This window comes from Streptomyces sp. NPDC026500, from assembly GCF_055567635.1.
On sequence record NZ_JBVHQB010000048.1, the window covers coordinates 12,850 to 33,469 of the forward strand.

Here is a 20,620-nt window from a genome sequence, read left to right on the forward strand (position 1 = left end):
CGGTGAGTCACAGACGGCTGGACTGGTTCAGGACCCGCGTGCCGACGCCCGACGCGAAGCGACGATGTCGCCGTGTGGCGCGCGGGCGGTGCCGACGTGCCCTGGCCGGGCGTGGCACCCGTAGAACGCAGTCAACTCCGGAGGCAGATGCGTCTCCAGGGGCCGGTGGTCCCTGCTCGGGTGCCGAGAGGCCCAGGCAGGCTTCGAGCCGCCGGAGCGCCCTGCCGGATCCCGCACCGTAGGAAACAGCGGCTCAAAGGTGTCCGGGCTGAGGGTGATCGTGCGCCGGGACCTTGGGCAGCCGCGTTGGTCTCGGGTTGCCCGGGGCATCTACCTGCCTGCCCGGGCCGGCGGCGTTGGCCCTGTTCAGGAAGCCGGCGATGACGATCGACGGCACACTTCGGTATTCGCCTGGATCGGGAACCCGAGGCGGACGGGGACACCGGGGGAGTACAGGACGCTGACCGGGGCGCGACCGGGCGTGGGGATCCCGGCCGCCGGAAGCAGGTTCTCCTCGCACGTGATCAGCTCGGCGCGGTGCAGGGGCCAGCGCGGGTGGTCGTTGGGAAGATACGTCGAGCCGCCGAAGAACGCGTTGTGCATACCCCACCGGGCAGTGAGGAAGTGCTCCAGTTCGGTGGGCTCCTCAATGCGTTCACCGGTGCGCACGGTGATCCGGCTGTACGCCCCTCGGGGGCCGGGCCAGCGACGGGAGCTCGAGTATGCGACGGTGCCGCCGCTGGACCGGACGGCCATCCGCGACCAGAGATACGGCAGCCGAAATCCGAAACGTCCGATCAGCACCGGCATCAGCCGCGCCGCGTCCATCGACCGGAAGACGACCCCGCGCCGCCCCTGCGCATCGACCGAATAGAGCCGCACATTGGTCTCCGGGAAGGATCCGAAGTACGGCACCCCGGGCAGGCGCAGCAGCCCGACCTTGTGCATCCGAAATGCGACGAGCCCCACGTGAGCAGCCCCGTGATGGGTATCGGGGACGGCCCCGCTCGGGAGTAGCCCGGCAACAGCGTCGGGTTCGACGGCCCAGTGGATGAACGTGAGGTCGAGCCACAGCTGGGTGAAGAGGGGACGGTCTACCGATAGGGGAGCGTCGGGCGTGACCAAGGCGGGCGATTGCACGCCACCAGGATGACAGAAACCCCAAAACGGATGATCAGTCCGTACGCCGAACAGGCAGTGGACCCGTTTCGAATGGTGCGCCTGCGAGAACGGTGCGCCTGCGAGGGAGAAGGAGAAGTCCGGCGGCCCAGGTCGGTGTCGACGCTGCCGAGGTATGGGCCTCGTCGTAGGCGTGGGAAACATTCCCAGGCAGCTCCGGTGGTTCCGCCCGCTCCCAGCGCAGGTCCATGGCCCGATACTGCGGCCGGGTGCAGCCCGCCACGAGGGGCCCGCCCCGGCGGAGCCTGGGACGCTCATACCGGCCGGTTCTGCTGCTCGATGTACTGCCTGACCACGGCGAGCGGGGCGCCGCCGACGGTTCCGGCGAAGTAGGAGCCGGCCGCGTCCGAGTCGCAGGTGGAGCGGTTCATGATGAACGGCGCTCTGCTCCGCGTTCTGTTCACCCACGCCATGCTTGTGCGGCCGCACCTCGTGCTGGGGCGGCTGGGGCCGCTCGGTCCCCGGCTGGTTGACCCCCGGTACCGGACCGTGAAGTGGTTTCTCGACCTCGGCTGGTCCTTTCCGTCGGTGTACCCCGTCACTTCGCCCACCGCGGACACCATTCTCGACGAGCACGCCCCTGCCCGGAAGCTCGATTACGGGGTGATCGCCCCTCGGCTGCCTGCGCTGTACGCGTTCTCGGGCCGCCGAACTCGATGAACCTCGTCTTGTGACGTTCCTGGAGGCGTGCGCGGCACAGCTGAAGGCACTCCCGCAGCCACGAGACGGCACCGACGAGGCGATGCGCACCACCGCCGTCCCGGGCAGGACTCCTCGGGTCCGCCGTCCGACACGCTTCCAACCAGGCTCACGCCCCGCAGACCGAACCCGCCGTGGTGAACTGACACATCTCGGTAGGATCTCTTGATCATGGACGTGATCGCGGGGAACGAGATGGTCGCCATCCCGCCGGGGCAGGTAACGCTGTCGGACCGGCGGACGCAGCGCAGTTGGTCGGTCGAGCTTGCGCCCTACCAGCTCGCGGCGTTCCCGGTCACCCAGGCGTTGTATGCGCGAATCACCGGCCAGCGACCGAGCACCGCCCACGGGGACCAGTTGCCCGTCGAGTGCGTTTCCTGGTGGGACGCGGCACGGTTCTGCAACGCCCTGTCCCTGCGCGAGGGGTTCACGCCCGCCTACCACCTCCCTGCCGACAACGAAGGCAGCGAGTGGGACGCCTCCGCCGACGGGTACCGGCTGCCGACCGAAGCCGAGTGGGAGCACGCCTGCCGTGCCGGTACGACCGGGCCGCAGTACGCGCCGCTCGACGAGATCGCCTGGTACCGCGGCAACTCGCACGAGCGCATCCACGCCGTGGGCGGCAAACAACCCAACCCGTGGGGTCTTTACGACATGCTCGGCAACGTCTGGGACTGGTGCTGGGACGTCTACGACGCCGAGGTCTACGGTACTTACCGGGTGCTCCGCGGCGGTGGCTGGTTCGATGAGCACTGGAGTTGCCGGGCCTCCGCGCGGCGCCGCAGCCACCCGACATTCCAGGTCGACGACGTAGGGTTCCGCATCGCGCGCTCCACCGTGTGACGACCGGTTTCCGCGCGTCGTCGAACGTGACGTCCGCCGCCTGCACCGGCGCCCGATGCCAAGCGGCGGCGACCTCGGTGGTCACCTGGACTCCCGGGCCAGAGACTGTTCTGTGCCTGTTCAGGCGGCTCACACCGTGAACCTTGATACCACCTGGAGTTTCGCTCCTGACCTTGTACGGCTACCTGTGGTGACGCTTCAGGATCGCCGTCTCCGGAGCACCTGCCCGGGCACGCTGACCCGCGGTCTGCGCCGCGTCTATCGCCGAAGGTGCCGCCGTGCCGCAGTAGACCTGCGACGGCGGCACCGTCGGCGTCGTCCAGGTCAGCCGCAGGACAGCAGGCCTGCTTTCTGCTTGGCGGTGAGGACGCGATGGACGCTCTGCTCCACTTGCCAGCGGAAGCTCTCGCTCTGCGTCATCCGAGTCTGTACCGCAGTGGTCATGTCGGGGATCAGGTTCGGTTCGACGGTCAGGACCAAGTCACCACCTGCCGAAAGGAACTTGACCGCGCGGTCGCCCGGGGACACGGACTTGACCGCCACCGCGTTTCCGAGGTCGTCCGATACGACCACGCCCTTGAAGCCCATCTCTTTGCGGAGCAGTGTCTGGATCACCGTCGAGGAGAACGCGGCCCGGTTGTTCGGGTCGATCTTGCTGTAGGTGGCGGAGGAGATCATGACGACCGGCGCGCCGGCGTCGACGCCGGACTTGAACGTCGTGACGCTCGAGCTATCGCTCGATGTCACGGTGTCCACGACGTTGGCTGTGGTGTCGGTGTTGTCGACGACGCTGCCGAGTCCGGGGAAGTGCTTGAGCGTGGTCAGCACCCCGGACTGGGCGGAGCCCGCGACGAACGCGTCACTGTGGGGAGCCACCGTGTCAGCGGTATAACCGAACTCGCGGTCGTACCGACCGATCGGAGCGTTGGCCGTGCCCAGGCTGGCCGGTACGACATCCGCGACGGGCGCGAGGTTCAGGTTCACGCCCGCCGACTTGAGCTCCTTGGCCCACACAGCGGCTTCAGTGCGCAGTTCGTCCGTCGTCCAGCTCCCCTGTGTCAGGGCAGTCGGGATGGTCGAGAACCCGGGGCCGGACAGCACCTGGACCTTTCCACCCTCCTGGTCGGTCGAGATCAGGAGGCCCACACGCTGTCCTGCCGCGCTGTCCGCGTTCGCCTGAAGACCGTCGACCAGGGTCTTCGTCGCCGTCGTCCCGGCGCTGCTCCGCCCGGCCAGGAACACCGAGCCGACGTGGTACTGGCGCATCAGCTGGATTCGCGTGCTGTCCGGGGCGGACGGCGTGACCGATCCCATGAAGAGCTGACCGACCCGCTGTGCCGCCGTCATCGCCCTGAAGGTCTTGTCGGCGCACATGGCCGCCGCGAACTTGGCCTTCGGGGCGGACGTGTTGACCGGGGTGGCCTGAGAGACCTCCACGCCGACCACTCCGGCTGCCGCCAACGCCAGTGCCAGCGAGGACGCGAGCCAGACAGGACGTTTGCTGCGGGCGCGGTGGGTGGGTGAAGGGTGCGATGGCATGAAGACGCTCCGAGTGTGCCTGCTGAGGGCGGTTCGTATCTTGACCGGGTAGTCAGTTCCCGCGTTCATGGTACCCGCACGCATATCCGCTGGGTGGGGGGCGTGTACCGATGGGATTTTGGTGTGCCGATGGGCATTTGACGGTTCTGGGCGCGGGTCTGTGCGGGGCTGGGAGGGGGGCGGGGCCGCGCCAGGCGCGGCCCCGCAGGTGATGCGTGTGGGACGTCAGCGGTCCTGGGCGAGCGCGTACAACTCGCCCAGGAGACTGCCCTCGGTTGCGACGAGGGCGTCGAAGGTGCCCTCTTCGCGGATGCGTCCGTGATCGAGGACGATGACACGGTCTGCCATCCGCACATTGTCCAGGCGGTGTGTGACGACCACCGTGATCCGGTCCGGAGCCATCTCGCGGAGCTTGCGGAAGATCAGGTGCTCGCCGCGGGCGTCCATCTCGCTGGTCGGCTCGTCCAGGACGAGCACGGCCGGCTCGCGGTACATCGCTCGCGCGCAGGCCAGGCGCTGCCACTGTCCGCCGGACAGTTCGTGTCCGCCCCACACCGATCTGGCCAGCAGGGTGTCGAGCTGGTCCGGGAGCCCCTGGAGGACCTCGGTCATGCCGACGCGGTCCGCGGCGTCCCAGATGCGTTCGTCGGTGTGCTCACGGGGCTGGCCGAGCGTGATGTTCTCCCTGGCACGCAGCGGCCAGTGTCCGTTCTTCTGGGGGACGAGGCCGACGTGCCGCCATGCCGATTCCGCGTCGGCGGTGGCGAGGTCGACGTCGTCCCATCGCACGGTTCCGCCGGTCGGTACGGTCAGTCCGGTGAGCATGCGGATCAGGGTCGACTTGCCGGCGCCGTTCTCACCGACCAGGGCGACCACCTCCCCGCGGTTGAGGGTGAGGGTGATCGGGTGCAGGGCGGGGGTGTCCTTGTTGGGATAGGCGAACTCGGCCTCGCACAGGCGGATTTGCTGCGGCGCCTTGGCCTGGGTGGTGCCGCGGGCGGTGGCCATGGCGCGGACTTCGTCGATGAACGTGTAGTAGTCGCTGAGGTAGAGGCCGTGGTGGAACATCACCGCGCCGTACCGCACGATCGAGTTGAGAGCGCGTCCTGCTGTCTGCGAGGCGACGATGGCCGTGCCGGCGATCGCGGTGGACATGGCCCCCGAGAGGGCGAGCGCGGCCAGGGCGGCCCACATGCCGAGCGTGAACAGGCCCGCGAGGGATGCCGCGAGCAGCGTCACCAGAAGGTACGGGCGGGCTCCCTCGAGCTCGCGTCCCTCGACCCGGTCGCACATCGCCCTGTACCAGGAACGCAGGTAGGGGCGCATGGTGTTGGCGCGCAGTTCGTCGGCGAGCTCGGAGGTGGTGAGCCACCACCGCATCATGCCGCGGACATTGCGGGCGGAGAGGGTGCGGTCGTGGACTCGGTAGTCGATGCGCGCGGCGATCACTCCGCCGAGGCCCCGGGGAATGACCGACAGCAGCAGCACGCCCAGGAGCAGCGGATGGAGTGAGGTGAGGACGGTCGCGGCGGACACCAGCTGCACGAAGGCGTTGGTGAGCGTCTTGGCGTCGTCCGCGAGGTCGACCGCGCGCAGGGCGCCGATCTCCGCGGCCTGGCTCCGGTCGGTGAACCCCTCCGTGTCGTACGCGGACAGTTCGGCTTTCATGTGGAGGTCGACCAGCGTGAGGTCGGCGGCGGAGGCGATCTTCGGGTTCAGCCGGCGAGTGGCCCAGTCCGCGAGGATCCACATCGCTGCGCCCGTCGCCATCGCGACGACCGCGACGGTCAGCGCCGGCCACGCCTGCCAGAGCCCTGCTCGGGCGTCGGAGGTGGTGAGGTGGGGCAGCGCCTTGGAGACCGCGGTGAGCATGACGGCCGTGCCGAGGCCGGACAGCAGCTGGCACAAGAGGATCGTGATCGTCATGTGCCGGTCGACGGACCAGGCCAGCCGGGCGGACTGGGCGAGCGCCATCGGGATCCGGCGGGCCATGTCCCACAAAGTGGCGTCGTCCATGGCCCGGCGGTGCTTGCGCCCGTTGTAGTCGAGCTCGGGGGGAGCCGAGGGCTGCGGATCTGCCGAGCGCGCGGCGGGAACGCCCGCCGTGTCACTTGGCGCGGACAGGACCTGCCGCACGGGGGCCGCCGTGCGTCGGGTGCCGATGCGGGGCAGCTTCACGCGAACACCCCCGTCATCAGCCGGTCCAGGGTGCGCCGACCACGCGCGGTGACGTACGGATCGGCGTACGCCTCGCCCCAGGCGAGGGCACTCACCGCGTCCAGCGCGGCCAGGGCCTTCAAGACGTGGTGCTCCTCTCGCGTCAGATCGCGTCCGTATCCACGGAAGCAGGCGGTGCGCAGCCGCGGCCTGTCGGCCCACACCCCGCAGGCCAGCGGGACGAACTCCTGGACGACGGGGGCGAATCGGGACCGTTCGAAGTCGATCCAAGCGGCGTGCCCCGACCAGAGCAGATTCCTTGGCCACGCGTCGCCGTGAATGAACCCGAGCGGCAGCGGCCCCACCATGAGCAGTTGGGCCGCCAGGTCCCGCACGAGCCGGTGCTCCGCCGGTGTCAGCCGGTCCCCGGCCCGGTCCAGGTGCTTGCGCGCGCCCTGCGCCGCCGCGTGCAGCGCTCCTTCGGCCTCGACGCGCCAGTGGCCGGCCAGGTCGCCGGCCGCGTGAAGTCGGGCCAGGAGGAGACCGCCCTGCCGGTGTGCCTCGTACTCCTCGGCCGCCGTGAGCGGGAGTTCCTTCACCGGGCGGCCGGGTACGGCGGTCGTCAGCAGCGCCAGGTACTCGGCGCTGGACGCCCGCAGTTGGGGCGCGCGGCCGCCTCCCAGGGCGGGCGTCGCGTGCCGGAGGGCGAACGTCTCCCGCTCGTACATCCGTGCATGCGGGGAGACCTTCAGGTAGAACCGGCAGCCGTCGGCGCGCACGAGCTCCCAGACCCGGGAGTTGTCCCGCGGGTGCGAGGCGTCCCGGACCTCGTCCACACCGCCGATCTCGTGCTCGGCCCAGCCGCGCAGCGCCGTGGGAAGAGTCTTCGCGTCGCTCATGCCCCCCACCTCGGCGACGGTCGTGATGCGGAGGCGAACGGGGCACGGCGCGCGTCCGTCGGACGCCGGAGCAGGGCAGGCCCGACGGGCTGAGCGGGAGGATTTTCGAACGCGGGGTGGGCGGCGGGAAGAAGGCGTACGGGATTCACGGATTTCTCCTCGGCTGGGGGATCGGGTTGAGCACCCCGGACAACTTCGCTGATCACGGGGCCGATACGGGGTGCACCGGGTGACTGGTCGAGCACAGGTTCGATGCGGGGTGTAGTGGGCAAGTGCGGTCGGCTTGAGCGCCGGGCCCGTGCCCGTTCGATTCACTGGGCAGGGGGACACCGGCGAGGTTGTAACCCGAGCGGGGGATTGCGTGGGGGTGTCGAGAGCACCGGTCTCCTCGGTCGGTCGTGGATGGGCCGCGGGACGGAACCCTCGGGCACGACACTGACAATCGGGCGGGTGGGGTGCCGGGATCCGGACAATCCGAGCGGCCGTTCCGGCAGCGACCGAATGCCCTCGACCCGGCCGGATTGCCTGGGACGGAACCGGGAGAAAGGATTCTCGAACTGGGTGGCGCAGTCCCGAGGTTGAGCGGTCGGCAGGATGGCTTGATCTGCCCGCACCGTGGTGCCGGCCGGGTCGCGTTCCGGGATGGCGGACCGTCAACGGGCACTCGACGGCTATCGTCAGCACCTTCGGCGCCGGGCCCTTGCGAGGGTGGAGTCCGCGGAATGCGTGCTGCACTGGCCGGGGCGTCGCTACGTTCGCCTGTGGCGGGCGAGTATCCCGTGCCCCTGCTCGGTGGCCAGGCCGTGAGCCGTGCCTGCGGGAAGGCGACGAAGGAGCGCAGTATGGCCATTCCCGCCCCGCACATCGACGACGTGGCCAGCGCCTGCCTGCGTCGCCATCCAGACGGGCAGGGCGATGCTCAGCCGCTCCTCGACCGCGTTACGGCCGTCGCGTCCGTCATCCTTCAAGGCTCAGTCACTCGAGCGGATGTGAAGCACAAGACAACGGTCAGGGTCCGGAACATCGACCATTCAAGTGGCTGGGTGGCGAAGGGGGAGACTTCCTACGCCAACACAATAAATGGTGCGGCATACACCTGCTACGCCTATTACAGTAATGCATAAATGTCTCCACCATGATGAGGGTTGATCTCCCTCGGGTGGGGCGTTGCTCCAGGCGCACACGGGCCCGGAGTAATTCCACATTAGGGCTGGAAGGGGAGAGAGTGAACTTTTGGGGTGCTCGGGCCGCGTCGTTTGCGGTGCCACTCGGGCTTGGCTTGTTGCTTGGCCTGATAGGGCCTATCGCCGAGCATTGGGGCGGCCGTCCAGGTGCGGCCGTGAGCGCCGTTTTCACCGGTGGGTGGCCGTGGGCCTGTTACGCGTTTCTGGTGGGGTATTTCCGCCGGTCCAAAATCGAATCGGTTGTTCTCGCGCCTCTGGGCTTGGCTATCGGTGTCGTGACCTACTACCTGACTAAGGGAAACCTGGACTCCCTGGCTGGACTGGATTCCTCAGGTGCGGGATCATCCGGAATTGCCCTCTGGGGTGTGCTGGCATTCTTCTTCGGAGCACCCCTTGGGCTCCTGGGGAACCTCGCACAGGTGCCGGGTATCGGCGGCCTGTTCTTCCGGCTGCTTGTTCCCCTGGTGGCTTTTTATGAGACTTCCATGCGTCTGGAGACGGAGTCGCGCGGGCCGAGTCAGGTTGTTCTGGGTACCTGGACCACGGTTCGGTTCACGGCTGTCGCCGTTGCGGTCGCTCTGGTGGGCCACACGGTCTGGGGTTGGTTGAGGTCTCGCCGTATTCGTTCCGCCGGGGTGGGCGTTGGCTAGTGTCGCGTGATCCTGTTCATGTCCGTTCGAGTGGACTTGATGACCGCTTGCCGGGACGCAGCCATGGCAGGGCCCCGGCGTTCTCCCCTGGATGTCCGGTTCGAGGTGATCTCGTGACGGTGGGTGCCTCGAAGGCAGACGAACACGACCCTTGTGGATCATGAAGGTGTCTACGCCTCAGGGGCAGCGAGGGTGCCGTGTTCGTTCCGCCATCACCCCTCGCCATCACCCCCGTCGCCACTCCCGTCCGTTCCCCGGCCCTGTCTGCGGGCCGTGGTTGGCGGACAAGTACGTGACCTGATCGATGGGTTGGGGCGGGGTGGCCGATCCGCGCTCGCCTCTGGGGCTGCGCTACGCGTTGCCCTCGCTGCTGGCCCCGGCCGTGTGCGCGATGACACCGGCGGCCAACGATTTGCTGACCGCGACAGTGGAGTGGTGCCGGCGAGCCGCCCGAGGAGCTCGCCGCGTTCGGCCTGCCCTACGACGTGTTGCGCGGCCGCTTCCGCCTCCCCAGCGAGAAGACCCTGCGCCGAGTCCTGGGCCTGCTGGATCCGGCCGAGGTCGGTGCGGCGGGCTTGGTAGTGGGCTTCGCGCCCGTCGGGTCACCGACCTCGAGCCCGGGACCTCTGGTGCCACCGCCACCCGGAGGCGGAAGCCAGTGGCCGTGGTGCAGGACCGCGAAAGACAGCGCTGGGGAGCCGCGCCGGAGGCGGTGCCCCTCAGCCACCGCGCCGGGGCGGTGCCCCTCAGCCACCGCGCCGGGGCGGTGCCCCTCAGCCACCGCGCCGGGGCGGTGCCCCTCAGCCACCGCGCCGGACCATTTCCTCGGCGCCGCCCTCCTCGATACCCCGCCGAGCGGTCTCCACGGCCCGCTCCGGCTCGGGGTGCGCTTGGCGTACCCGCAGGTCAGCGACGGCCAGCAGCAGTGCGATCACGCTCATGCCGACCGCGGTGAGCAGCCCGAGCTGAATGGCCGTGACGGAGCGACCGTGGTGGGCCTGATGCGCGAAGTACACCGCGCCCACCACCGCGATCCCGGCCGCCGAACCGATACGCTGCCCCGTCTGCAGCACCCCGCCCGCCGCGCCGGCACGCTGCACGGGCACGCGGGTGAGGGTGAGCGTCGTGTTGGGGGAGACCGTGAGGCCCGAGCCGATCCCGGCGATGACCATGGGCAGAGCAGTGGCCCACCCGACACTCTGCAGGGGTACGAGCTGCACCGCCACGATCACCCCGAGCAGCCCCACCACCACCGCGAGGAGGCCGAAGACGACCAGCTTGCGGCCGTGGCGCATCACCAGCCGGCCCCCGATGGCGGCGCCGACCGCCGAGGCGGCCGCGAAGGGCAGCACCGAGACACCGGCTGCCAGCGCGCTGTATCCGGCCGTGTTCTGCAGGAACAGGGAGTAGACGAAGAAGACCGTGGTGAAGCCCGCGAAGTAGGTCAGGCTGATCAGGGAGCCGAGGGTGAAGGAGCGCAGGGAGAACAGGTTCAGATCGACCAGCGGAGCCTGCCCGCGTCGTCCCTGCCGTCGCTCCCACGCCCAGAACGCGACCAGCAGCAGCGCGGCCACCGGCAGCAGCGCCCACTTCAGCCGCCCCGTCCACTGCTGCTCCTGCACCAGCGGCAGCGTGAGCGCGAGCACGGCGGCGCCGAGGAGCAGCACGCCGAACAGGTCGAAGTTCTCCCGCTTGCCCGTCGACGCCGGGAATCGGGGCAGCAGCCGCAGTCCCGCGACGAAAGCGGCCACCCCGATGGGCAGGTTGACGAAGAACACCCAGCGCCAGCCGTCATCGGTGCCTACGGCGTTGATCAGCAGACCGCCCGCCAGCGGGCCTGCCGCCGTCGAGATCCCGATGACACTGCCGAGCAGGCCGAAGGCCTTCGCCCGCTCGGCACCCTGGAACATCTGCTGGATCAGCCCCGAGGTCTGCGGGGCGACCATGCCCGCCGCCGTGCCCTGGATCAGGCGGAACAGCACCAGCCAGGAGGCGCTGGGAGCGAGGCCGCACGCCCCCGAGGCGAGCGTGAACAAGGCCAGCCCCAGCAGGAAGGCCTGGCGCCGCCCGCGCATGTCGCCCAGCCGGCCTGCCGGGACGAGCACCAGCCCGAAGGTCAGGGCGTACCCGGAGACCACCCAGGACTGGGCGGCCTCCGAGGCCGCCAGCCCGTGCTCCATCGAGGGCAGCGCCACGTTCACGATCGAGGTGTCGAGCAGCGAGATGAAGCCCGCCGTCAGACAGACGGCGAGCGCCTTCCACCGCCGGGTGTCGGGGGCGGGCAGGGCTTGGACAGTGGTCATGGGGTCACGCTAAGCAGCCGCCTCGCCCAACGCAGGGAAGGAGCCCTTCCGCGCGCGTCGCAGCCGTCAGGCGTCGTCCGAGACCTTTTGCTCTGTAGGCACCCCCGCACCCCCGCACGGACCTCCTGCCCGAGTGCTTCTCGCGCCCACCCGCGGTGCCACGACGTCCCGGACCGACCGGCGCGCCCTTGCCGCACGGAGAGCGGCCCCGCCTGGAAGCGCCCCGTACCGCCGTCCCGTGCCGGTCGACGCGCGAGTGTGTCGGGAACGGTGGCGCTACCAGACCAACGCGGCAACAGACCAACGCGGCACCGCCGGCGGTCATCCGGGCAGTGGACACGATTCTCGAGTCCGGCCCACCCTGCCTCTTGGTCGGGCTCCGGGACACCCGCGGAAGACGTTCCTCCTGCCGGCCGCCGACGTGCCGCCGCGCGGCGCCGCCGAACCGGCCGCCGTGGCAGGCAAGTTGTACGCTATACATCCGGCTGCCCACCCGCTCAAAAGGGCCCGCACCCTCGGATACTTCGCGCCGCTCGGCCGACCCGGGTTCGCTGCCGGCGCGGGTGGAGGAGTCGGCCGTCGGCGACGACGGGCTTCCGCTGTGGGATCGCATCGTGATCGCCGCGGAGCTGGTGGAGGGCCTGCCGTCCGAAGGGCGACCGCTGACAGGCCCGCCGCCCGGCAAGCGACTCACCACCCCGTGCGGTCCGCCCCGCCGGACCCCGGGATGCCGAGGCCGGCCCCCCGGCCGCTGTCGCGGCGGACCGCCGAACGCACCTGGCCCCGCTCGACCGAGGAAGCCCCAGCCACCAGGAGGAAGGGCAACGATGGCCGACGACGACGTCGAAATGCACGGTCCGGCGACCTGGGAGGGACCGCCACGCCGGTACGGGCCCGTCGCCCGGGTCGCCGTACTCTCCGACGTGCACGCCAACATCCCCGCCCTCGACGCGGTGCTCGCCGAACCGGACGTCGCCGCGGCCGACCTCGTCGTCCTCTGTGGCGATCTGACCTGGGGGCCGCAGCCGCAGGAGACGTACGAACGCATCGTCGCGCTGGGCGGGCGGGCCCTGTGTGTACGCGGCAACGGCGACCGCTACGCCGCCCAGATCGGCACGGCCGCGCGCGTCGCCGACACCCCGCGCCAGTCGTGGATCGCCGCACAGCACTCGCCCGAGGCCATCGGCTTCCTCGACCGCCTCCCCTTCGGGGTCGTCGTCGAGATCGACGGCCTCGGACCGGTGCACTTCTGCCACGGTTCGCCGCGCAGCGACCACGAGCTGGTCACGCCGGGGACACCGCCCGAGCGGTTCGCGGACCTGTCCGCGGCCATCGACGCGCGGGTCCTGGTCACCGGACACGCGCACCTCCAGTTCGACCGTGCGGTGGCGGGCCTGCGCAGCGTGAATCCGGGCAGCGTCGGGCTGCCGTACCACAGAGGCGAACCGGGAACCGCGTACTGGGCGCTGCTGGGCCCCGACGTCCGGCTCAGGACCACCCGCTACGACGTCGCGGACGCCGTCGCCCGCGCCCGCCGCGCCGCCGACCCGGACGCGGAGCGTTACGCGGACACCTTGTCGAACGCACCCGATCCGGAACAGATCGTCGTGGAGGCGGAGAACCGGATCTTCATCAATTGACCTCGCGCCGCCATCACTTGTCGATCGTGCGCGGAACGCTGCATTGATCGTCCACGGATACGGCGAAGGGGTCACTGTCCGGAAACCGGGACCGCGTGCGGGAGAATTTATTGCTCTCACCACGTGCTGACCTGTGCATCCTCATCTTCGGAAACCCGCCTCCGACTTCAGCGGCACCGAGGGCATCGAGGTGTTCTCGGACAGGGTCCAGCCCCCACTCCCCAGGTCTGATCCGTCGTATGTGGTACGGCGGCGGCAGTCTTCGCTCCGACCGGTGGGCCGGCGAGCAGGGCATGAACTTCCTGACCAGCAGTGTCGTGAAGGCCGAGGAGTCCGAGGACCTCGACAAGGTGCAGCTGTCCCATGTGCGCGCCGCCCACAACGCCCATCCTGACGGCGAGGCGGCGCGCGTCTCGCAGGGGCTCGTCGTCATCCCGAACCGGTGGAGAGCCTGGGCTTGTGTAGGTGCTCCGCGGGACGAGCGCCTCGAGCGTGCGGTCCGCAGGCCGGGCCTGGGGGAGTGTCAGGTCCATCATGCCTGCTCGAAGGCCGGTTGCGGTAGGACGGAGCGCACGTCCGTTCGGGCTTGTCGCAGGTGGTGGTCCGCCCGCAGACTCGTCGTCATCCACTCTCCGGCGTTCGTGTCGGCATCCGTTCTCGGCTGCCGGCGCGTTCGCTGTGCTGTCCCGTCGTGGGACGGGCGCGGGTCGGGAGTATGGGAACGAAGGGGGATCGGTGGATCAGGACATGGTCGTAGTGGCGAGGGTCAAGCTGCTCAGTGCCAACCGACGGGTGGTGCGCGGTGCGGAGGGGCTGTGGATTTACCGCCTTCTGACACAGGTCGAGCCGGAGGTGTACGGGTCGAAGCTGGCGTACGTCCTGGTGGAGGCCAGCATGTCGCCCCTGGTACGGGAGTTGCCTGAGCGACGGCTGGCCCTGTTGGACGAGGCGGTGACAGTGGCGACGGCCCTCGGCGCTTCGAACCCCTACCGGGCGAAGGTGCTCGCGAGGGCGCTGGCCGCCAGGCGGCGGGAGTTGGAGGACCGCTCGGCGACGTAACCGGGCTCACGGAGGACCCGGGTGGCCAAGTCCCCTATGAGTCACCCCATTTGGGCGCGGTTCGTTTCGCGCGAGGATCGTGATCAAGCGGTCGGGCGGTAGCGGTACGGCTGCTGGTCGGGTGCGGGGCAGAGACGCTGGTGCTCGCGGGCGGTGTGGTAGTGCCCGTAACGGGTGCCGGTGACGTCGAGGCGGTAGGCGATCAGGTGTCGGCAGGTGTCTTCTGCAGCCCCGGCGGTGCCTATCGTGCGCTTGACACTGTGACCCTCGCAGGTATGAGGAGAGGCCATACCTGTGGGGGGAAGGGGAAGGCTCATGTCGTAAGGGGCCCACCGGCCGGGCCCTGTCCGAGATGCCAAGCAGGGGGCGTGAGGGGGATCGTGTTCCCTCACGCCCCTGCTTGGCCCTCAGGTCTGCTTGTTCTACTTCTAGTTCTACTTCTAGTTCTGGTAGACCTTGTCGGTGCCCGGGCCGCCGGAGAGAGTGTCCGTGCCCGCGCCGCCGTGCAGCAGGTCGTTGCCGCTGTTGCCGTAGATCTTGTCGTTGCCGCTGTCGCCGTACAACTTGTCGAAGCCCTTGCCGCCATAGATGAGGTCGGCACCGGAGCCGCCGTGGACGACGTCGTTGCCGTCGTCCCCGTACATGCCGAAGTCCTGCCCCGAGGCGGTGCCCGTGAGGGTGTCGTTGCCAGGACCGCCGTGGCACTCGGCGTCGCAGTTGGTGATCGTGTCGTTGCCCGCGCCGCCGAACGGGCCAACGGCCCAGACGCCTCCGCCGCCGTCGAGGCGGTCGTTGCCGTCGTCCCCGTAGAACACGGCGGCGGTGCTGCCCTTGAGGACGTCGTTGCCTTTGCCGCCGTGGATCGAGGTGTACGCGGAGCCGGTGACCGTCGCGGAGTCGTTGCCGTCCCCGAGGTCGACGTCGTAGTCGTCCGAGTCGTCGGAGCCCAGGGGGATGGCCACCGTGCACTCGGCGACCTTGTGGTCGGTCGCCGACGGGTAGCTGCACGCGTTCGTGGAGATGGTGATGTCGAACTTGTCGCGGAAGGTCAGGAGGTAGTCCTCACCGAACTGCGAGGGGTCGACGTCGACGACCTTCGCGGTGACCGTCAGGTTGTTGGCCTGTCCGGCGCCGGCCTTGTACCAGAGCTCGCCGTCGGCGTGGACGAGAGCTGCCGAACTCGTCGTAGCCGCCTGGGCGTTGGACGCGGCGAACACGCCTCCGCCGAGGGCGAGAGCGAGAGAGGCGGTGGAGGCAATAGTCCTTAACGTGCGCATGCGGAATTAACCCTTCGCGGAATCATTGAAGTTCGGACCTGACGACGAAAGGCGCCGGTGAATTCGTCGTTACCGCTGCCACCGTCGTCGCGGCGGTCAGCGATCGGCAATCGAGTCGTGAGCCCGCACCTGTGTGCGGGGCCGTGCTTTCCGATCACACGTTCAGACACCGCACCCCGGGCGGGGGTTGTACCGGAATTTCCCTCAGTTCTCGCAACTAACCTTGATTTCCCTGGCGTTAACCCGCGGGATGCCGGCATGTGGTCTTTTCTTCGTCTCCTTTGAGGGAGTACTTCGAAGGCCCGGTTCACAGCCGAGCCAAGTGTGACAGCTGACGCGTGAGTTGCTGTTCCATGGGAGCGTCACGGAAGGGAGCCCGCAACCAAGGCTTCGGCGTGGTCGGATGGCGTCCGATTTGCGGCTGAGCGAGGTCGACTTCGGCAAGATCGAAAACCTTCGCGTCGCGTCATGTCGCGGGAGGGGGCGGCGGCATCCTGCCATGGTGCGAATCCGCCGCCCGCCTTCCGACCCGGCCCTTGCTTAACCTATCGAGATTCGATAGATTCCCATCGTAGCTCGATGGAAGGATGGGTCATGGGAAAGCTGACAGTGCGCGCCCTGCGCGCCGTGCTCGTGGTGGTGCTCACCGGCACCCTGTTCGTGCAGGCATTGATGGTGTGGGCACTGGTCAGCGGGAGCGACCCGGAGGACGGGTCGCTCCCGCTGACCCCGCTGCGCGTGATCACGATCCTGGGCATCGGGACGGCCCAGGTCGCGCTGGTCTGTGTATGGCGACTGGTCACGATGGTGCGACGCGGAACGGTGTTCTCCCACACCGCCTTCCGGTACGTGGACGTCATCATCGGCGCGATCGTTGCGGCTGCTCTCGTGTGGTTCGCGGTCGCGGCCCTGAACGCGCCCGGCCAGCGGGACGACCCGGGCGTCACCCTCATCATGGGCGGGATCGGCCTGGCCATCCTGGGAGTCGCGCTCATCGTGCTCGTGCTGCGGATGCTGCTCGCCCAGGCCGTCGCCCGCGATGTCGAAGCGGCGCAGATGCAGGCCGAGTTGGACGAGGTGATCTGATGCCGATCGCCGTCGACATCGACGTGATGCTGGCCAGGCGGAAGATGTCCGTGGGCGAGCTCGCAGGCCGCGTAGGGATCACGCCCGCCAACCTGGCGGTACTCAAGAACGGCCGCGCCAAGGCGGTGCGCTTTGCGACGCTCGCCGCGCTCTGCGAGGTGCTCAAGTGCCAGCCGGGCGACCTGCTTCGCTGGGAGGCCGAGGACACCGCGGGCGAATGAACCGTGCCTGCCGATGCGTCATCGCCGATTCCGCTTGCCTTTGACCAACTCCGCGAGCATCCCGGGGCCGTACCCGGGGAGATCCCGGGCCTGCTGGAGCGTCTGGCCGAAGTGCCCGACCCTCGCGATCCGCGCGGCGTACGGCACGTTCTGGTCGTCATGCTCGCGCTGACCGCGTGCGCGGTTCTGGCCGGAGCGACCTCCCTGCCGGCGGTGGGTCTACGCGGTCACCAGCCTCACCGCGGAACAGGGCCCCACCCGCCCGCCACAGCGTCGAACGCGTCTTCCCCACGCTCGGCGAGACCGCCACCACCGCCGAGGTCATCGACATGATCGAGGCAACGCGATGACCCTGCTCGGCCGACTCCTGAACAACCGCCGAGCAGGCGAGACCGACACGGCGTGGAACATGCCCAACCTGCGGGGCCCCGAGCTGCTGACCCTCACCAGCAAAGACTTCAGCAATGGCAAGGTCATGCCGCTGGAGCACTGCGCGAAGCACATCGGCGGCGACGACCTGTCCCCCCACCTGGCCTGGACCCCGCCGCCACCCGGCACCGCCCAACTCCTGCTGGTCGTCGAAGACATCGACGTCCCCATGGCCAAGCCCGCCGTGCACTGCGTCGCCCTGATCGACCCGGCATCCGGGCACCTCGGCCCCGGCGCCCTCAGCGCACGGGGACCAGCCACCGGAGTGCGGGTGCTGCGGTCCACCATCGGACGCGGATACCACGGTCCCGCACCCATCAAAGGCCACGGGCCACACCACTACGTCTTCCAACTGTTCGCTCTCTCAACGCCCGTGGACCGTATCCCCGGCTCAACCCCGGTGCACCGGGCACGGCCCCGCGTCCTCCTGCCCGCCATCACCGGCCCCGTCCTCGACCGCGGCCGACTGACCGGCGTCTTCGAACGCTGACCCGACCAGGCCCCGACACATGCCCGTGCCCGTGCCCTGCCCGGGGTTGGGGTTGGGATTGGGGTTGTTCTCCAGTTGTGCGGGAGAACGGACAACGCGCGGGTTCCGCCCTTTCCGAGGGATGCGGTACCCGGCATGTGCGTGTCGTAGGCGCGGAGCGTCGGCACTGCGTTCGGCAGCCGCGCAAACGCATCTCCGGCGTGGCCGGGCCCTTTGGCTGGCTACGCCGGTCGCCTCCGCTTGGGAGCCACTCGCCTCCTGGGACGACTACACCCGGAGTGCCGACACTGCCACGGGGTCCAGAACGGATCGCACAGGGCCGTCGGCGGCGCGGGTCAGGTGGAGGCGGACTCTATCCCTTTCAGGATGTCCCGCTCCTCCTCACGCATCCTTCCGCTCCCGGACCTGCGCACAGAAGTTGCGCAGCGCTTCGGGGTCGGCGGCGGTCTCGCTGTCCACCACCGTGCGGGATCCGTCGCCGACCTCGACGATTGTCTGGTCCATGCGGCCGCTGTCGAGGATTGCCATGAAGATCATCCACTCGTCGATGACGGCAGGAGTCAGGTCGATGTCCAGGCGACGCGCGGAGGAAGAATCGTGCGGGTCGACAGGTTCGGCTATTCCTCCGAGTACGGCGAAAACAAGGACGCGCAGGTCCGCGTACTCCTTGGAATCCATGAGGTCTTCGAGCGTGTCGAGGTAGAGCTGGGCGAGTTGGTGGGCTTTGGGACCCGGCGTGGCGCCGGCGCTCTCGTGGTCGTGCAAGGACGTTCGCTCTCGTCTCTCTTGTCATGCGCTGGGGCGTCGGCGGCCGTGCCGGTCAAGGCAACAGCGGGATCATCAACTCGTCTCATCCCCCGCAGGGAGAGTCCCGTTGTGACAGGTGGGCGCTTCCAGCGGCTTCGGGAACAGTCATCTTCGACGGCACCCATCATCGCCAGGCGGGTCGGTCACCGCTACCCACTTCTCGCCGATCTCGCGCTGACATGTGCGGGGATACAGCGTGCTGTTGACGTGAATCGCTGAGACAGCGGACGAGCCGGGGAGCGGTCGCTGAGGGGCGTTGAAGCGGGCTCAGAGTGCCAGTGCGGTCCTCCCCTCGTGGACGGTTGATGATCTGGCTATCGGCTCGGGAGTGATCGGGGCAGCCCGAACCAGGGGAGAACGCTGTTGTCGAATCGGGTCATGGCGCAGATCCGATCGCCGGTGAGAGTGAGGACGTAGAGGCCGACCCCGTGGCTGACGCCGTTGGGATCACGCAGATAGGCCCCGAATGCCGGCTGGCCGTTGGCTCGCGATGGGACGAGGTCGAACCTGCGGCTGGCGTCGAACAGGCCGGCGCAGAAGCGGGCCACGACGTCCCGGCCCTGGTATTCGAAGGGCATCGGCGGCATCGACATGAAGACGTCGTCCGTCAGGAGGGCCACCAGCGCATCGAGATCTGCGGCCTCCCACGCGTGGACGAACTTCGCCACGATTGCGTCCTCGGCAGGTGAGCCGACGGCGGGAGGCGGATGGTGACCGGCGGTCGGGGGTCGGTGGCGCTGCAGGCCGGCGCGCGCTCGTTTGAGGGCGCTGTTGACCGATTCCACGGTCGAGTCCAGCATGTCGGCCACTTCGTTCGCCTTGAACCCCAGGACATCGCGCAAGACAAGGACGGCGAGCTGGCGGGGCGGCAGGACCTGAAGGGCGGTCACGAAAGCCAGCGAGATGGATTCGGTCTGCTCGTAGCGGGCCTCCGGGCCGAGCGGCACCTCGACCGCACCCTCCAGGAGTGCACCGGGAAACGGCTGCAGCCATACGACCTCGCCGAGCCGCGTCGGCTCGGGCGGTTCAACCCCTGGCACATCCCACTCCTTGGCCGGGCGCCGACTGGCCGCGCGGCGCGCGTCGAGACACCGATTGGTGGCGATCCGGTACAGCCAGGTGCGCAGCGAGGCGCGTCCCTCGAATCCGCCGAGGCTTTGCCAGGCGGTCAGCAGCGTGTTCTGGAGGGCGTCCTCAGCGTCCTCGAAGGATCCGAGCATGCGGTAGCAGTGCACCTGCAGCTCTCGTAGGTACGGCTCGGTCAGTTCCCGGAACGCCTGCCCGTCCCCGGCCCGCGCCCTTTCGATCAGATCGGCTGCCATCGTCCTCACCGTCACCCTTTTTCCGCGCCTGGCCGCACTTCCATCCTGTACAGGCGCCGGCCGAGGGGCGAACTGGGCGGTCGGAAGGCGCCCAGTTTTCCAGCGCCGCGGCGCCTGTACGTACGTGGCCGACGACAACGTCGGCGCGAAGGAGGATCGACATGGGAAAGATAGTGATGAGCGGACCGCAGAACGTCTCGCTCGATGGAGTGGTCCAGGACCCGGACGGTAAGGAGGGCTTCGAGCTGGGCGGCTGGTTCGTCCAGTTCGCGGGCAAGGATCTCGAAGAGTGGAACAAGGTCGCGCTCGAGGAGGCGCTGCGCGCCGAGGCATGGCTGCTGGGTCGCAAAAGCTATGAGTTCTTCGGGGTGCGCTGGCAGCCCCGGAGTGGCGAGCTTGCGGACCGGTTGAACAGCATGCCCAAGTACGTCGTGTCCTCGACCCTCGAAGAACCCGACTGGAACAACTCGACGGTTCTGAAAGGCGACGTTGTGACCGAGGTTTCGAAGCTGAAGCAGGAGCTGGACGGAGAAATCGTCGTCCCTGCCAGTTATCGGCTCGGGCGTACGCTGATCGAGCACGACCTCGTCGACGAGGTACGGCTGGTCGTCTTCCCGGTCGTGCTCGGGGCCGGCGAGCGGTTCTTCGGCGAGGCCGGCGGCAGGAAAACCATGCGCCTGGTCGACACCAGGACCATCGGTGACGGCCTGGCCTTCCTCACCTACAAGTTCGTCCAAAACGCCTAGTAGTGCCTGGTCAGGTTGATATGGATGTTGGTATGTCGCGGTGGCAGGTGGGGCAGGCGCCGGTCCAGAGGGCGAGGAGTGTCTGCAGCT

The 20,620-nt window shown here is 68.9% G+C and carries 20 protein-coding genes and 2 pseudogenes; 12 read left to right on the forward strand and 10 right to left on the reverse strand.

Annotation, left to right across the window (positions count from 1 at the left end):
• Positions 1-366: 366 nt before the first annotated feature.
• Both ACZ4N5_RS41695 and ACZ4N5_RS41700 read right to left on the reverse strand, forming a co-directional pair.
• Positions 367-1,140, reverse strand: coding sequence for a YqjF family protein (locus ACZ4N5_RS41695; protein WP_467762185.1), 774 nt, complete (start codon positions 1,138-1,140; stop codon positions 367-369).
• 293 nt (positions 1,141-1,433) lie between these two features.
• Positions 1,434-1,520: pseudogene (locus ACZ4N5_RS41700) on the reverse strand (IS200/IS605 family transposase); the annotation flags it as partial.
• A 31-nt stretch (positions 1,521-1,551) separates the two neighbouring features.
• Between ACZ4N5_RS41700 and ACZ4N5_RS41705 the strand changes: the two are divergent.
• Together ACZ4N5_RS41705 and ACZ4N5_RS41710 are read left to right on the forward strand one after the other, a co-directional pair.
• A complete protein-coding gene (locus tag ACZ4N5_RS41705) occupies positions 1,552-1,839 on the forward strand; it encodes a hypothetical protein (protein ID WP_467762186.1) in 288 nt (95 codons plus the stop codon).
• 210 nt (positions 1,840-2,049) lie between these two features.
• A complete protein-coding gene (locus tag ACZ4N5_RS41710) occupies positions 2,050-2,721 on the forward strand; it encodes a formylglycine-generating enzyme family protein (RefSeq protein WP_467762187.1) in 672 nt (223 codons plus the stop codon).
• Between the two features lie 324 nt (positions 2,722-3,045).
• Here ACZ4N5_RS41710 and ACZ4N5_RS41715 read toward each other — a convergent pair whose 3' ends face one another.
• From ACZ4N5_RS41715 to ACZ4N5_RS41725, 3 genes are all read right to left on the reverse strand, one after another.
• Positions 3,046-4,260 (reverse strand): glycoside hydrolase family 3 N-terminal domain-containing protein, encoded by a 1,215-nt coding sequence (locus tag ACZ4N5_RS41715; RefSeq protein WP_467762188.1) that lies wholly within the window; start codon positions 4,258-4,260, stop codon positions 3,046-3,048.
• A gap of 225 nt (positions 4,261-4,485) precedes the next feature.
• Complete coding sequence (locus ACZ4N5_RS41720; RefSeq protein WP_467762204.1) at positions 4,486-6,252, reverse strand: ATP-binding cassette domain-containing protein; 1,767 nt, start codon at positions 6,250-6,252, stop codon at positions 4,486-4,488.
• Between the two features lie 182 nt (positions 6,253-6,434).
• The gene (locus ACZ4N5_RS41725) at positions 6,435-7,316 is read right to left on the reverse strand and encodes a phosphotransferase enzyme family protein (protein ID WP_467762189.1); all 882 of its coding nucleotides are present in this window, start codon (positions 7,314-7,316) and stop codon (positions 6,435-6,437) included.
• Between the two features lie 842 nt (positions 7,317-8,158).
• Here ACZ4N5_RS41725 and ACZ4N5_RS41730 point away from each other — a divergent pair.
• Both ACZ4N5_RS41730 and ACZ4N5_RS41735 read left to right on the forward strand, forming a co-directional pair.
• Positions 8,159-8,440 carry a hypothetical protein gene (locus ACZ4N5_RS41730; RefSeq protein ID WP_467762190.1) on the forward strand — a complete coding sequence of 94 codons (282 nt, stop codon included), beginning with the start codon at positions 8,159-8,161 and terminating at the stop codon, positions 8,438-8,440.
• A gap of 215 nt (positions 8,441-8,655) precedes the next feature.
• Complete coding sequence (locus ACZ4N5_RS41735) at positions 8,656-9,150, forward strand: hypothetical protein (protein ID WP_467762191.1); 495 nt, start codon at positions 8,656-8,658, stop codon at positions 9,148-9,150.
• A gap of 800 nt (positions 9,151-9,950) precedes the next feature.
• Here the strand turns inward: ACZ4N5_RS41735 and ACZ4N5_RS41740 are convergent.
• The gene (locus ACZ4N5_RS41740) at positions 9,951-11,453 is read right to left on the reverse strand and encodes an MFS transporter (protein ID WP_467762192.1); all 1,503 of its coding nucleotides are present in this window, start codon (positions 11,451-11,453) and stop codon (positions 9,951-9,953) included.
• Positions 11,454-12,280: 827 nt separating this feature from the next.
• Here ACZ4N5_RS41740 and ACZ4N5_RS41745 point away from each other — a divergent pair.
• The 3 genes and pseudogenes from ACZ4N5_RS41745 (at position 12,281) to ACZ4N5_RS41755 (ending at position 14,152) form a co-directional block, all read left to right on the forward strand.
• Positions 12,281-13,093 (forward strand): metallophosphoesterase family protein, encoded by an 813-nt coding sequence (locus tag ACZ4N5_RS41745; protein WP_467762193.1) that lies wholly within the window; start codon positions 12,281-12,283, stop codon positions 13,091-13,093.
• 151 nt (positions 13,094-13,244) lie between these two features.
• Positions 13,245-13,530, forward strand: a pseudogene (locus ACZ4N5_RS41750) (LLM class flavin-dependent oxidoreductase); the annotation flags it as partial.
• A gap of 298 nt (positions 13,531-13,828) precedes the next feature.
• Positions 13,829-14,152, forward strand: coding sequence for a hypothetical protein (locus ACZ4N5_RS41755; protein ID WP_467762194.1), 324 nt, complete (start codon positions 13,829-13,831; stop codon positions 14,150-14,152).
• Positions 14,153-14,235: 83 nt separating this feature from the next.
• On the opposite strand, the gene ACZ4N5_RS41760 is transcribed toward ACZ4N5_RS41755, so the two are convergent.
• Positions 14,236-14,442, reverse strand: a complete 207-nt coding sequence (locus tag ACZ4N5_RS41760; RefSeq protein WP_467762195.1) for a hypothetical protein — start codon at positions 14,440-14,442, stop codon at positions 14,236-14,238.
• Positions 14,443-14,592: 150 nt separating this feature from the next.
• Positions 14,593-15,429, reverse strand: coding sequence for a calcium-binding protein (locus ACZ4N5_RS41765; RefSeq protein ID WP_467762196.1), 837 nt, complete (start codon positions 15,427-15,429; stop codon positions 14,593-14,595).
• Between the two features lie 594 nt (positions 15,430-16,023).
• On the opposite strand from ACZ4N5_RS41765, the gene ACZ4N5_RS41770 reads away from it, so the two are divergent.
• From ACZ4N5_RS41770 to ACZ4N5_RS41785, 4 genes are read left to right on the forward strand one after another with little or no spacing between them, the layout of a single operon-like run.
• Complete coding sequence (locus ACZ4N5_RS41770; protein WP_467762197.1) at positions 16,024-16,515, forward strand: DUF2975 domain-containing protein; 492 nt, start codon at positions 16,024-16,026, stop codon at positions 16,513-16,515.
• On the forward strand, positions 16,515-16,736 hold the full coding sequence (locus tag ACZ4N5_RS41775; protein WP_467762198.1) for a helix-turn-helix domain-containing protein: 222 nt from the start codon (positions 16,515-16,517) through the stop codon (positions 16,734-16,736). The genes ACZ4N5_RS41770 and ACZ4N5_RS41775 overlap by 1 nt, the downstream gene beginning before the upstream one ends.
• 3 nt (positions 16,737-16,739) lie before the next feature.
• The gene (locus tag ACZ4N5_RS41780; protein ID WP_467762199.1) at positions 16,740-17,069 is read left to right on the forward strand and encodes a transposase family protein; all 330 of its coding nucleotides are present in this window, start codon (positions 16,740-16,742) and stop codon (positions 17,067-17,069) included.
• Between the two features lie 13 nt (positions 17,070-17,082).
• Positions 17,083-17,655 (forward strand): YbhB/YbcL family Raf kinase inhibitor-like protein, encoded by a 573-nt coding sequence (locus ACZ4N5_RS41785; RefSeq protein ID WP_467762200.1) that lies wholly within the window; start codon positions 17,083-17,085, stop codon positions 17,653-17,655.
• A 381-nt stretch (positions 17,656-18,036) separates the two neighbouring features.
• Here ACZ4N5_RS41785 and ACZ4N5_RS41790 read toward each other — a convergent pair whose 3' ends face one another.
• The gene (locus tag ACZ4N5_RS41790) at positions 18,037-18,420 is read right to left on the reverse strand and encodes a hypothetical protein (protein WP_467762201.1); all 384 of its coding nucleotides are present in this window, start codon (positions 18,418-18,420) and stop codon (positions 18,037-18,039) included.
• 356 nt (positions 18,421-18,776) lie between these two features.
• Entirely contained in the window at positions 18,777-19,784 is a 1,008-nt protein-coding gene (locus ACZ4N5_RS41795) for a sigma-70 family RNA polymerase sigma factor (protein ID WP_467762202.1), read from the reverse strand.
• A gap of 161 nt (positions 19,785-19,945) precedes the next feature.
• On the opposite strand from ACZ4N5_RS41795, the gene ACZ4N5_RS41800 reads away from it, so the two are divergent.
• Positions 19,946-20,530 (forward strand): dihydrofolate reductase family protein, encoded by a 585-nt coding sequence (locus ACZ4N5_RS41800; RefSeq protein WP_467762203.1) that lies wholly within the window; start codon positions 19,946-19,948, stop codon positions 20,528-20,530.
• The last annotated feature ends 90 nt before the right edge of the window (positions 20,531-20,620 follow it).